10 protein-coding genes are annotated in these 13,075 nt (G+C 72.4%); 6 read left to right on the forward strand and 4 right to left on the reverse strand.

Going from position 1 to position 13,075, the window contains the following annotated elements:
- The first annotated feature begins 12 nt into the window (after positions 1-12).
- On the forward strand, positions 13-1,761 hold the full coding sequence (gene treZ / locus QMG39_RS06090; protein ID WP_281883098.1) for a malto-oligosyltrehalose trehalohydrolase: 1,749 nt from the start codon (positions 13-15) through the stop codon (positions 1,759-1,761).
- A 94-nt stretch (positions 1,762-1,855) separates the two neighbouring features.
- On the opposite strand, the gene QMG39_RS06095 is transcribed toward treZ, so the two are convergent.
- From QMG39_RS06095 to QMG39_RS06105, 3 genes are all read right to left on the reverse strand, one after another.
- A complete protein-coding gene (locus QMG39_RS06095) occupies positions 1,856-2,959 on the reverse strand; it encodes an amidase domain-containing protein (RefSeq protein WP_281883100.1) in 1,104 nt (367 codons plus the stop codon).
- A gap of 187 nt (positions 2,960-3,146) precedes the next feature.
- Positions 3,147-4,403 carry an MFS transporter gene (locus QMG39_RS06100; RefSeq protein ID WP_281883102.1) on the reverse strand — a complete coding sequence of 419 codons (1,257 nt, stop codon included), beginning with the start codon at positions 4,401-4,403 and terminating at the stop codon, positions 3,147-3,149.
- 23 nt (positions 4,404-4,426) lie between these two features.
- Complete coding sequence (locus tag QMG39_RS06105) at positions 4,427-5,242, reverse strand: M15 family metallopeptidase (RefSeq protein ID WP_281883104.1); 816 nt, start codon at positions 5,240-5,242, stop codon at positions 4,427-4,429.
- A gap of 265 nt (positions 5,243-5,507) precedes the next feature.
- Between QMG39_RS06105 and QMG39_RS06110 the strand changes: the two genes are divergently transcribed.
- The 5 genes from QMG39_RS06110 (at position 5,508) to QMG39_RS06130 (ending at position 11,450) form a co-directional block, all read left to right on the forward strand.
- Positions 5,508-6,815: an ABC transporter substrate-binding protein gene (locus QMG39_RS06110; protein WP_281883106.1), complete on the forward strand. Its 1,308-nt coding sequence runs from the start codon at positions 5,508-5,510 to the stop codon at positions 6,813-6,815.
- A gap of 165 nt (positions 6,816-6,980) precedes the next feature.
- On the forward strand, positions 6,981-8,018 hold the full coding sequence (locus tag QMG39_RS06115; protein WP_281883107.1) for a carbohydrate ABC transporter permease: 1,038 nt from the start codon (positions 6,981-6,983) through the stop codon (positions 8,016-8,018).
- Positions 8,015-8,953 carry a carbohydrate ABC transporter permease gene (locus tag QMG39_RS06120; RefSeq protein WP_281883109.1) on the forward strand — a complete coding sequence of 313 codons (939 nt, stop codon included), beginning with the start codon at positions 8,015-8,017 and terminating at the stop codon, positions 8,951-8,953. The genes QMG39_RS06115 and QMG39_RS06120 overlap by 4 nt, the downstream gene beginning before the upstream one ends.
- Positions 8,953-10,434, forward strand: coding sequence for a GH1 family beta-glucosidase (locus QMG39_RS06125; RefSeq protein ID WP_281883111.1), 1,482 nt, complete (start codon positions 8,953-8,955; stop codon positions 10,432-10,434). The genes QMG39_RS06120 and QMG39_RS06125 overlap by 1 nt, the downstream gene beginning before the upstream one ends.
- Positions 10,431-11,450 carry a LacI family DNA-binding transcriptional regulator gene (locus tag QMG39_RS06130; protein ID WP_281883113.1) on the forward strand — a complete coding sequence of 340 codons (1,020 nt, stop codon included), beginning with the start codon at positions 10,431-10,433 and terminating at the stop codon, positions 11,448-11,450. The genes QMG39_RS06125 and QMG39_RS06130 overlap by 4 nt, the downstream gene beginning before the upstream one ends.
- A gap of 24 nt (positions 11,451-11,474) precedes the next feature.
- Here QMG39_RS06130 and QMG39_RS06135 read toward each other — a convergent pair whose 3' ends face one another.
- Positions 11,475-13,037 (reverse strand): gamma-glutamyltransferase family protein, encoded by a 1,563-nt coding sequence (locus QMG39_RS06135; protein WP_281883115.1) that lies wholly within the window; start codon positions 13,035-13,037, stop codon positions 11,475-11,477.
- Positions 13,038-13,075 lie beyond the last annotated feature (38 nt).

Here is a 13,075-nt window from a genome sequence, read left to right on the forward strand (position 1 = left end):
GAGGGAGACGACATGACCGAGTTCCGCGTGTGGGCACCGACGCCCGAGCGGGTCACCCTGGTGGCCGGCGACGAGCGCGTGCCGATGACCGGCGGGGCCGACGGGTGGTGGTCGGCCGAGGCATCCGCCGCCCCCGGCACCGACTACGGGTTCCTCCTGGGCGACGGCGACACGCCGCGGCCCGACCCGCGCTCGCGCCGCCAGCCCGACGGGGTGCACGGGCTCAGCCGCGTGTTCGACCCGGGCGCGCACCACTGGGGCGACGGCGACTGGCACGGCCGGCCGCTCGCGGGCGGGGTGATCTACGAGCTGCACATCGGCACGTTCACGCCCGAGGGCACGCTCGATTCGGCGATCGAGCGGCTCGACCACCTCGTCGACCTCGGCGTCGACTTCGTCGAGGTGCTGCCGGTCAACGCGTTCAACGGCACGCACAACTGGGGCTACGACGGCGTGGCCTGGTTCGCGGTGCAGGAGACCTACGGCGGGCCGGCCGCGTACCAGCGGTTCGTCGACGCGTGCCACCGGCGCGGACTCGCGGTGATCCAGGACGTGGTCTACAACCACCTCGGCCCGAGCGGCAACTACCTGCCCGAGTTCGGGCCGTACCTGCACCAGGCCTCCGCCAACACCTGGGGGCTGTCGGTCAACCTCGACGGGCCGGACTCCGACGAGGTGCGCCGGTACATCCTCGACAACGTGCGGATGTGGTTCCGCGACTACCACGTCGACGGGCTGCGGCTCGACGCCGTGCACGCCCTGCTCGACCACCGCGCCACGCACCTGCTCGAGGAGATCGCGATCGAGACGGATGCCGCCTCAGCGACGCTCGGCCGCCCGCTCACGCTCATCGCCGAGAGCGACCTCAACGACCCGCGCATGATCCGCCCGCGCGCCGCGCACGGGCTCGGCATGACCGCGCAGTGGAGCGACGACTTCCACCACGCCCTGCACGTGAATCTCACCGGCGAGACCGTCGGCTACTACGCCGACTTCGACTCGGTCGGCGCGCTGGCGAAGGTGCTCGAGCGCGGGTTCTTCCACGACGGCACGTTCTCGAGCTTCCGCGGGCGCACGCACGGCCGCCCGATCGACCGCGAGCGCACGCCCGCGTCGGCGCTCGTCGTGTTCGCGCAGGACCACGACCAGATCGGCAATCGCGCGATCGGCGACCGGCTCACCGCGACGCTCGGCGAGGGCCGGCTGCGGCTCGCGGCCCTGCTCATGCTGACCGCGCCGAACACCCCGATGCTCTTCATGGGCGAGGAGTGGGCGGCGTCGACGCCGTGGCAGTTCTTCACGTCGCATCCGGAGCCGGAGCTCGGCCGCGCGACCGCCGAGGGGCGCATCGCCGAGTTCGCGCGCATGGGCTGGGACCCGTCGGTCGTGCCCGACCCGCAGGACCCCGAGACCTTCACGCGCTCGAAGCTCGACTGGACCGAGCCGTACGGCGACCGCGACGACGGCGGGGACCTGCACGCCCGAACGCACGCGCTCTACCGAGAGCTGCTCGCGCTGCGCCGAGCCCGGCCCGAGCTCACCGACCCGCGCTTCGGCACCGTGCGCGTCGAGTACTCGGAGGACGAGCGCTGGATCGTGCTGCACCGCGGCGCGCTGGCCGTCGGCGTGAACCTCGGCGACGCGCCCGTCACGGTGCCGGTCTCCGGTCACGTGCTCCTGGCGACGGATGCCGGCGCCTCGGTGTCGCCCGAGGGCCTGGTGCTGCCCGCGGCATCCGGCGCCGTGCTCGACTCGGCCTGACCCATCGCGGCGGGCATCGAGTCGTCACGGAGTGCCGGAATCCAGGTGCCTGAAGCGACAGTTCGTGACGACTCGCGGCGGAGCGCGCGAGGGGCTAGTGGATGCTCCAGAAGTAGACGGAGCCGCCGGAGGCGATCGCCTCGTCGACGTTCCAGTAGTCGGTGTCCTTGGTGTGGCCGGCGACCCAGATCTTGGTGCCCGCACTGGTGTGCTCGACGCGGCTGACGATCGTGGTGTGGTCGCGGTCGCCCGAGTTGTCCCAGTCGAACTGGGCGATGTCGCCGACCTTGACCTGTGAGCGCTCCGAGCCGAGGTTCGTCGCGCGATCGGTCTGCGTGGCGAGGTAGTCGCGCAGCGCGGTCGAGCTGATCCAGCTCGGCGAGTAGCCGGCGGCCGAGTAGTTCCAGCCCGAGTCCATCTCCCAGCCGCGGGCGGCGAGCGACTGGCTCGTGAAGTTCGCGCAGTCGGCGCCCGAGATCACGATGTACTTCGCGCTGTTGTACGACTTCCAGTACTTCATGACGTAGCGCATCTGCTTCTCGATGGCGGGGTCGGCCACGTAGGTGAGCACGAGGGCGTCGGCTGCGTCGGCTGCGTCGGCCTGCGACTCCGCCGCCTCCACGTCGTCCGCCTCGTCTGCGACGGGCGCGAGCGCGCCGTCCTCGGTCAGCACCTGCACGAGCTCCGTGCCGGCGACCGACGCCGAGTTGTCCACGACGGCGGCGGGGTCGACCACGGGGATCTCCTCGCCGTCCTCGTCGAGGAAGGTCACGTCGACGTCGCCGGTGCGCCCGGCGTCGGCCGCGGGCATCTCGAACGCGATCGCATCGTCCGCGTGGTCGATGATCTCGACCTCGTCGCCGTCGACGGCGACCGCGGCGACCATCGTGAGGTCGGTGCCCTCGACCGACACCTCGGTGCCGCCGGTGACCGGGATCTCGTCGATCGACGCGCCGTCGAAGACGACGGGCTCGGCGGGGGCGGGGGTGACGGATGCCACGAGCTCGGCGTTCTCGAGCGAGGCCTGCGCGGCGGCGGTCAGCGTCTTGGGCGCTGCCCACGAGTTCGTGACGACGGCGCCGAGGGCGCACGCGGCGACGGTGCCGAAGGCGGCGGTGGAGAGGACGACACGGCGCACGGTGGTCGCGGGCAGCGCGACGACCCGTGCGCGGGCACGGTGGAAGGAGGTGTTCTGCACGGGGGTCCAGGGGGGGTTCGGGGGCCCGGAGCGATCGGGGATGGGGAGGCGCGACGATGCGCGGGAATCGGGCCGCCGGACACGGTTCCAGCCCCGTCTGGGCGAATCCGTCACGTTTCCTGAATGAAACGTGAGCAGAGTTCGAATTCGGCGCGCCGAAAGCGCCTCCGACCGGCCGCGCCGGGAATCAGCCGGTGAGCGCCGACTTCCGCACCACGACGCGGATCGCGGCGACCACCACGGGCAGCAGCAGGACCGCCGCGACGGCGTTCACCGCGCCGTACCCGCCGGCGCTGAGAATCAGCCCGGAGAAGGCCGCCGAGGCGGCCGCGGCGAGGTTCATCGCGGCATCCGTCGCCCCCTGCAGGGGCACGCGAAGGCGCCGGTCGACCGCGTGGGTGAGCAGCGCGGACCCGCCGATCAGGCCCGCCGACCAGCCGAGCCCCAGCAGGCCCAGGGCGACGGATGCCCCGATGAAGCCGCTGCCGAAGAACCCGCCGACCGTGACCGCGGCGGCCAGCACGACCACGCCGATGCCGATCACGCGCACGGTGCCGATGCGGTCGACCAGCCAGCCGACCAGCGGGCTGGCGCCGTACATGCCGAGGATGTGGATCGAGACCACGAGCCCGATGAGCGGGATGCCCAGGCCGTTCACGTGCAGGTGCACGGGCGTCATCACCATGACGCCGACCATGACGGTGTGCGCGGTGACGATCGCGAGGACCGCCAGCAGCGCCTGCGGCTCGCGCACCGCCGTGCGGAGCGCGCGGAACGCGCTCGGCGCGGGCTCGTCGGACGCCTCCGCGTCGGGCTCGTCGTCCTGCAGGGTGCCGGCGGGCGGGGTGCGCAGCAGCGCTGCGACGAGCACGGCGCAGATCGCGAACGCGACGAACGAGAAGGCGAACGGGCCGACGAACGACGGCAGGCCCCATCCGCGGCCGACGTCGTCGCCCCACTGGGAGAGGTTCGGCCCGGCGACCGCACCGATCGTGGTGGCCCAGAGCACCAGCGACATCGCTCGGGCCTGGAACTCGGGGCGCACGACCTCGGGCGCCGCGAACCTGGCCTGCAGGCCGGCGGCCGTCGCGGCCCCGATGCCGGCGAACCCGGGGATCAGCACCCAGGCCAGCCCGGTGACCGCGGCGACGACGATGAGCACCGCGCCGACCGCCGAGGCGGCGTAGCCGGACGCGAGTGCGACGTGGCGGCCGCGAGCGACGGCGATGCGCGCCATCGGCACGGCGAGCAGGCCCGCGCCGAGCACGATGGCGGTCTGCGCGAGGCCGGCGAGGGCGACCGCCCCGGTCATGTCCTCGACGAGGATGCCGCCGACGGCGATGCCCGTGGCCACGCCGAGCCCCGCGAGCAGCTGGCTCGTGACGAGCACGCCCATCGCGAGGCGCGCATCGGTGCGTCGACCGCGGTGCGTCGCCTCGGGCATTGCCGCCTCCCCCTGGGCCTACGCTACCCCTGGTCGGCCGGGTACTCCGGCGCTGCGGGGAGCCCGAAGAACTCCTCGAGCGTGGTGACGCCGGTCTCGTGCATCTCGGTCGAGAGGTCGGTGCCGACGTAGCGGAAGTGCCACGGCTCGAACTGGTACCCGGTGACCTCGGTCTTGTCGGCCGGGTAGCGCAGGATGAAGCCGAACCGCCAGGCGTTGTCGCGCAGCCAGATGCCCTCTGCGGTGTCGGCGAGGCACACGTCGAGCGAGCAGACGCCCGACGCTGCGCCGATGTCCATCGTCAGGCCGGTCTGGTGCTCGCTGTAGCCGGGTCGCGCGGTGAGCAGGTCGTTGCCGGTGTAGATCGCCGCCTGCGAGTCGTAGCTGCGGTAGGCGGAGTTCGAGGCGAGCGCGAGGCCGGCCTCCTCCGAGGCGGCGGTGAACATGGCGACGATGGCGTCGGACGCCTCCTGCCGCATCTCGGGCACCCAGGTGTGCGCGACCGGCACCTGCACGAGGTCGGGCGGAACGAAGTTCGCGGGCTCGAGCGGGTTGAGCTTATTGACCACGACCCAGATGCTGGTCGGATCGTCGAGCGAGTTGGCCTGGCGATCGAACGTGTCGACCGGCTCGGCGGTGGGCGTCGACGCGGGCTCGGGCCGCGGGGTCGGCGTGGCGGTCTCGGTCGGCTCGGCCGACGAGCTGCCCGCCCCCGCGAACGCGCCGAACAGCGCGCCGGCCGCGAGGGCGGCGACGAGCGCGACGACGAGGGAGACGACGATCGCGGTGGTGTTGCGGCGCCCCTGGCGCGAGGCCCGGGATCGGGAAGCGGCGGCCATGGGTTCGAGCCTAACGCCGGTCGGCCGTTCGCTCTGAGCGAACGGCCCGCCCGAGGCATCCGCTCGCCCGCATCGTGCGCGTTCGGTCACGGAACGGTCACGATCGGCGCGAATCCGAAGATTCGTGAGAGCGCTCTCTTGACACCGGTCCGAACCGCGTGCAAGCATCGGTCCCGCAAGCGTGAGAGCGCTCTCACGGAGTTGAGAGAGCGCTCTCTTGTGAGCACATTCCCCGACCCCAACGCACACACACAAAGGAGTGACCGTGAAGCTCTCACGCCACACGAAGGTCGCGGCGGCTGTTGCCGGCGCCGCGTCCGTCGCCCTCCTCGCCAGCGCCTGCTCCTCCGGAGGCGGCACCGACGATGCAGCGAGCGACGAGCCCATCACGCTGACGATCACCACGTTCGGCACCTTCGGGTACGACGACCTCTACGAGCAGTACATGGAGGAGAACCCGAACATCACGATCGAGGCGACCAACATCGACACCGGCGGCAACGCCCGCACCGACGCGTTCACGAAGATCGCGGCCGGCTCGGGCCTGTCGGACATCGTCGCGATCGAGGAGGGCTGGCTCGGCTCGATCATGGAGGTCTCCGACACGTTCGTCGACCTGCGCGACTTCGGCATCGAGGACCGCTCGGGCGACTGGGTCGACTGGAAGTACGCCCAGGCGACCGACGCCGACGGCCGCGTCATCGGCTACGGCACCGACATCGGCCCCGAGGGCCTCTGCTACAACGGCGTGCTGTTCGAGGAGGCCGGCCTGCCGAGCGACCGCGCCGAGGTGGCCGAGCTCATCGACGGCGACTGGGAGCACTTCTTCGACGTCGGCCGCGACTACCAGGAGGCCACCGGCAAGGCCTGGTACGACCACTCCGGCTTCGTCTGGAACGCCATGGTCAACCAGCTCGACGAGGGCTACTACACCGCCGACGGCGACCTGAACGTCGAGGGCAACGCCGAGCTGCAGGAGCGCTTCGAGCTGCTCGGCGCGGCGACCGAGGACGGCCTGTCGGCCGCCCAGGCGGCCTGGGACTGGAACGGCGGCAAGTCGTTCGTCGACGGCACCTTCGCCACGTTCGTCTGCCCGGGCTGGATGCTCGGCGTCGTGCAGGGCAACACCGAGGCCGGCGGCGGCGACGCCACCACCGGCTGGGACTTCGCCGACGTCTTCCCCGGCGGCGCGGCCAACTGGGGCGGCGCGTTCCTCGCGGTGCCCGAGACCAGCGAGCACCAGGCCGCTGCCGCGGCGCTCGCCGACTGGCTGACCCAGCCCGAGCAGCAGGTCGCGCAGTTCGAGGCGGCCGGCACCTTCCCGAGCACCGTCGGTGCGCAGGACGAGCTCGCGGCGAACCCGACGCCCAACGAGTTCTTCAACGACGCCCCCGTCGGCGAGATCCTCGCGGGTCGCTCGGTCGGCGTGGTCGCCCAGTTCAAGGGTCCGGACGACTCGGTGATCCAGGAGAACGTCTTCGGCCCGCCGCTGCAGAAGCTCGACCGCGGAGAGGTCTCCACGCAGGAGGCCTGGGACGAGGCGATCGTGCTGCTGGACGAGCTGGTCGGCTAGACCGAGCCCGGCACCAGCGCGGGGTCCCCGGGAGACAGCGCCCGGGGGCCCCGCCCCACGAACCCCGCATTCCGACGACGCCGCGTGAACCGCGCGCCGAGCCCGCGCGCCGCCCCGCGGCATCCGCCCCCGAAATCGCACGCACCCCGCACGACAGGACCCGCGATGACCTCCACCCTCACGCCGCCGACCGGCACCGGCTCGGGCGACGACGACCGACCGCCCCGCGAGAGCCGCCTCACCTGGCGCCAGCGCGTCAGCCGCTTCGACGTCAAGGCCAGCCCCTACGCCTACGTCGCCCCCTTCTTCCTCCTGTTCGGCATCGTCGGCCTGTTCCCCCTCGCCTACACGTTCTGGGTCTCGCTGTTCGACTGGGACCTGCTGAAGGGCCAGGGCGACTTCGTCGGCATGGACAACTTCTGGGCGATCCTGAACGACCGGTTCTTCTGGAACTCGATCCGCAACACGATCAGCATCTTCCTGCTGAGCGCGATTCCGCAGCTGGCGATGGCGCTGCTGCTGGCCTACCTGCTCGACCAGGGGCTGCGCGCGAAGACCTTCTGGCGCATGAGCATCCTGCTCCCCTACGTCGTCACGCCCGTCGCGGTCGCCATCATCTTCTCGAGCGTGTTCAACGAGGCCGACGGCCTGGTCAACAACCTGCTGAACCTCGTCGGCATCCCCGACCAGCAGTGGAAGCACGACACGTTCCTCAGCCACATCGCGATCGCGTCGATGGTGAACTGGCGCTGGACCGGGTACAACACGCTCATCCTGCTCGCCGCGATGCAGGCCGTGCCGCGCGACCTCTACGAGTCGGCGGCGATCGACGGCGCCGGTGCCGCGCGCCGCTTCTTCTCGGTCACCATCCCGAGCATCCGCCCGACCCTCATCTTCGTCGTGATCACGGCCACCATCGGCGGCCTGCAGATCTTCACCGAGCCGCGCCTGTTCGACGTGTCGAACGCGGGCGGCATCGGCGGCGCCGACCGGCAGTTCCAGACCACCGTGCTGTTCATGTGGGAGCTCGCGTTCTTCCGGCGCGACTTCGGCGAGGCGTCCGCCGTGGCCTGGCTGCTGTTCCTGCTCATCGTGGCCTTCGGCCTCGTCAACTTCCTCCTCTCGCGCAGGGTCGCCACCGGCGACGCGCGAGGAGGGCGGCGCGCCGCGCGCCGCGCGGCCCGGAAGGGAGCCGACGCATGACCACCGCAACCCCCGAGCCCGTCCCCGCCGTCGAGGTGGACGTGGTCTCGCCCGACCGCCGGGAGAAGGTCGACAAGTACGGCCGCCCCCGCCGGGCCCGCGGCTCCGGCCAGGCCGGCCTCGGCAGCCGACCCGGGTTCCTCACCTACGGCCTGCTCGCCGCGTTCGTCATCGGCGGCGCGTACCCGCTGTGGTGGTCGTTCGTCGTCGCGAGCGGCACCAACGCGACCCGCGGAGAGACGCTCCCCCTGATTCCGGGCGGCAACTTCCTCGCGAACGCCGTGCAGGTGCTCGACGCCATCCCGTTCTGGCTCGCGCTGTGGAACTCGATCCTCATCTCCTCGATCATCACGATCTCGGTCGTGACGTTCTCGACGCTCGCGGGCTACGCCTTCGCCAAGCTCCGCTTCCGCGGCCGCGACGGGCTCATGATCTTCGTCATCGCGACCATGGCGATCCCGACGCAGCTCGGCATCATCCCGCTGTTCATGGTCATGCGCGAGCTGGGCTGGACGGGCGAGATCGGCGCGGTCATCGTGCCGACGCTGGTCACCGCGTTCGGCGTGTTCTTCATGCGGCAGTATCTGGTCGACGTGATCCCCGACGAGCTCATCGAGGCGGCGCGCGTCGACGGCGCGAACCAGATCCGCACGTTCTTCCACGTGGCGCTGCCGGCGGCGCGCCCGGCGATGGCGATCCTCGGGCTGTTCACCTTCATGATGGCGTGGACCGACTACCTGTGGCCGCTGATCGTGCTGAGCCCGACCAACCCGACCCTGCAGACCGCGCTCAGCCAGCTGCAGTCGGGCTACTACATCGACTACTCGATCGTGCTCGCGGGCGCCGTGATGGCGACCATCCCGCTGCTGATCCTCTTCGTGGTCGCGGGCAAGCAGCTCATCTCGGGCATCATGGCCGGGGCGGTGAAGGGCTGATGGCGCGCACGTTCCCCGACGGGTTCCTCTGGGGCTCGGCCACCGCGGCCGCGCAGATCGAGGGCGCCGCCCACGAGGACGGCAAGCTCGACTCCATCTGGGACGCGTACGCGCGCGTGCCCGGCGCAGTCGCGAACGGCGACACCCCCGAGCGGGCGGTCGACCACTACCACCGCTACCGCGAGGACGTCGCGCTCATGCGCGACCTCGGCCTCGACTCGTACCGGTTCTCGACGAGCTGGGCGCGGGTCGTGCCCGACGGGCGCACCGTCAACGCGGCGGGCCTCGACTTCTACTCGCGCCTCGTCGACGAGCTGCTCGAGGCGGGCATCCTGCCGTGGCTCACCCTCTACCACTGGGACCTGCCGCAGGCGCTCCAGGAGCAGGGCGGCTGGGCGAACCGCGACGTGGTCGCCCGCTTCGCCGACTACGCCGAGGCGACCTACGCGGCGCTCGGCGACCGGGTGTCGCACTGGACCACGTTCAACGAGCCGTTCTGCTCGTCGCTCATCGGCCACGTCGGCGGCGAGCACGCCCCGGGCCTCAACGACCCCCGCGCGGGCCTGGCCGCGGTGCACCACCAGCACCTCGCGCACGGCACGGCCGTCTCGCTGCTGCGGGAGCGGGCGGATGCCTCGGGGCGCGAGATCGAACTCGGCATCACGCTCAACCTCACCAACGCGGTGCCGCTCAACCCGCACGACCTGGCGGACGTCGAGGCGGCCCGCCGCATCGACGCCATCTGGAACCGGATGTACCTCGACCCGATGCTGCGCGGCGCGTACCCGGCCGACCTGCTGGACGACGTGCGCGGGCAGGGGCTCGACGACGTCATCGAGCCGGGCGACCTCGAGGTGATCTCGGCGCCGATCGACTTCCTGGGCGTGAATCACTACCACGACGACTGCGTGAGCGGCCGGCCGCTGCCCGCCGACCACGTGCCGTCGGCGAAGCCCACCGACAAGCCGGGTCGGTCGCCCTTCGTCGGCAGCGAGTACGTGACCATGCCCTGGCGCGGGCTGCCGCGAACGGCCATGGACTGGGAGGTGCACCCCGCGGGCCTGCGCACCCTGCTCGTGCGCCTCGGGGAGGAGTACGAGCACCTGCCGCCGCTGTACGTCACCGAGAACGGCGCCGCGTACGACGACGAGGTCTCGGCCGACGGCGCCGTGCACGACCCCGAGCGCACCGCCTACATCGAGGCGCACGTCGACGCCGTCGCCGACGCGATCGCCGACGGTGCCGACGTGCGCGGCTACTTCGTCTGGTCGCTGCTCGACAACTTCGAGTGGGCGTGGGGCTACGACAAGCGGTTCGGCATCGTGCACGTCGACTACGAGACGATGGTGCGCACGCCCAAGGACTCGGCGCTCTGGTACGCCCGGCGAATCGCCGCCTCGCGCCCGGTCGCCGCATCGGCGAGTACCGTTGGTGGCAACCCGGCCGACACCGGCGTGCCGGGAGGCGGGAGCACAGCATGACCCAGGCGGGTGCCGCGGGCGCGACCCCGACGCTCGAGATGGTCGCCGCGCGGGCGGGCGTCTCGCGCGCGACGGTCTCGCGGGTCGTCAACGGCTCGCCCAAGGTCACGCCCGAGATCGTCGAGGCCGTGCAGGCCGCGATCGCCGAGCTGAACTACGTGCCCAACCGCGCGGCGAGGTCGCTCGCGAGCCGTCGCACGCACGCGATCGCGCTCGTCGTGCCCGAGTCGACGGCCCGGGTCTTCAACGACCCGTTCTTCGCGACGCTCGTGCAGGGCGTCGCACTCGCCCTGTCGGACACCGAGTACACGCTCTCGATGCTCATGGAGTCGGAGCGGTCGGTCGACAAGACCCGGCGCTACCTCCTGGGCGGCAACGTGGACGGCGCGCTCGTCGTCTCGCACCACACCGGCGACCACTCGTACGCGCACGTCAGCCGATCGCTGCCGGTGGTGTTCGGCGGCCGGCCGCTCGACCCCGCCGAGCAGGTGACCCACACCGTCGACGTCGACAACGTGCACGGCGCGGAGCTCGCGACCCGCCACCTCATCGACCGCGGCTGCAGGCGCATCGCGACGATCGCCGGCCCGCAGGACATGCCGCCGGGCGTCGACCGCCTCGCCGGCTGGCGCCGCGCGCTGCAGGAGGAGGGCCTCGCCGACGACCTGGTCGAGTTCGGCGACTTCTCCCCCACGACCGGTGCGGCGGCCATGCGCCGGCTGCTCGATCGCGGCGAGCCGATCGACGGGCTCTTCGCCGCCAACGACCAGATGGCGATCGGCGCGTACTCGGCCATCCGGGAGGCCGGACTCTCGATCCCCGACGACATCGCCGTGGTGGGGTTCGACGACGACAACTACGGGGCGACCGCCGTGCCGCCGCTCACCACGGTGCACCAGCCGTCGCTCGAGATGGGCTCGACCATGGCGCGCACGCTCGTGCAGCTCATCGAGGGCGAGGACGTCGAGCCGGCGACGATGCTCGACACCGAGCTCGTGCTGCGCGCGTCGGCCTGACGGCTCCGCGCCACCCGGTCCCCGTCAGACGACGATCGCGGCGCCGTCGGCGCGCGGGTCGGTGCCCGCGGTGAAGCCGTCGGCATCGATCCGCACCAGGTGGGCGTGCCCGTGGCCGTCGGAGCGCGCGGGCACCTCGACGAGCGGATGCCCCGCTGCCGCGATCGCGTCGCGGGCGACCGGGTCGAGGTCCGCCTCGACCGAGACCGAGCGCCCGTCGTCGTCGCCGTCGGCTCCCGCGATGAACCGCGGCGCGGCGACGGCCTCGGCGGGTGACGCACCGGCGAACGCGCGCAGCAGCACCTGGGTGTGGATCTGCGGCTGGCCCTGCCCGCCCATGCACGAGGAGACGTACTCCACGTCGTCGGCGCGCGTGACGAGCACCGGCATGAGCGTGTGGCGGGGCCGCTTGCCCGGAGCGACGACGTTCGGCGAGGCCGGGTCGAGCGAGAAGCTCGCGCCGCGGTTCTGGAAGATGACACCGGTCGACGGCTCGAGGATGCCCGAGCCGAAGCCGTAGTAGAGCGACTGGATGAGCGAGACCGCGGTGCCGTCGGCGCTCGCGACGGCCACGCCCACCGTGTCGCCGTCGGCGTGCCGGTCGAGGTCGCGATCGCGCGACGGGGCGGTGGCGGCGAGGAGCGCCGCACCGTCGGGCGCGCCGAAGCGGGGGTCGCCGAGCAGCGCCGCGCGCACGTCGTTGCTCGCGAGGAAGGCGTCGACCAGGGCGCCGGCGTCGCGGCCGAGCGGGTCGGGCCACGCGGCATCCGCCACCGCCCGCATCGCGCGCAGCAGCGAGTACCCCTGCGTGTTCGGCGGGCTGGTGTGCACGGTGCGGTCGCCGTGCTTCGCCGAGAGCGGGTCGACGACGTCGGGCGCGTAAGCCGCGGCGTCGTACGGGGCGATCGCCGAGCCGAGCGCCTCCAGGCCCGCGACCCAACGGCGCGCCACGTCGCCCGAGTAGAACTCGTCGGCGCCGCCAGCGGCGATGCGGGCGAGCGTGTCGGCGAGCGCGGCCTGCACGAGCGGACGCCCGACGCGGGCGGGCTCGGGGTGGGAGAGGAAGACCTCGCGGAAGCCGGCGTCCTGCTCGAGCATCGGGCGGCCGCGCTCGATGCCGCGGGCAATCGCCGGGGCGACCGGCACGCCCTCGCGCGCCATCCGCTCGGCGGGCGCGAGCCGGTCGGCCCAGCCGAGGCGACCGCCGAACGCGGCGAGGGCCTCCCAGCCGCGTACCGCGCCGGGCACCGTGATCGTGTCGATGCCGCGCAGCGGCAGTGCGTCGCCGTGCCGCTCGGCGAGCCGCTCGCGGGTCTGCCCGCGCGGTGCGGTGCCGGTCGCGTTCACGCAGCGGATCGCTCCGTCGGGCGTGCGCACGAGGGCGACCAGGTCGCCGCCCAGGTGCACCATGCTCGGGTACGCCACGCACAGCGCGGCTGCGGTCGCGATGGCCGCGTCGATCGCGTTGCCGCCCGCGCGGAGCATCCGGGCGCCGACCTCGCTCGCCGCCGCGTGCGGCGACGCCACGGCACCTCCCCCGGCATGCACGGGGTCGGCTGCGGTCACGGGCGTCGTCGCGTCGGTCACCCCACGAGCCTAGACGCGACGTGCGCCCGCGACCTCCC

The organism is Agromyces rhizosphaerae, assembly GCF_027925245.1.
Classification (GTDB): Bacteria; Actinomycetota; Actinomycetes; order Actinomycetales; family Microbacteriaceae; genus Agromyces; species Agromyces rhizosphaerae.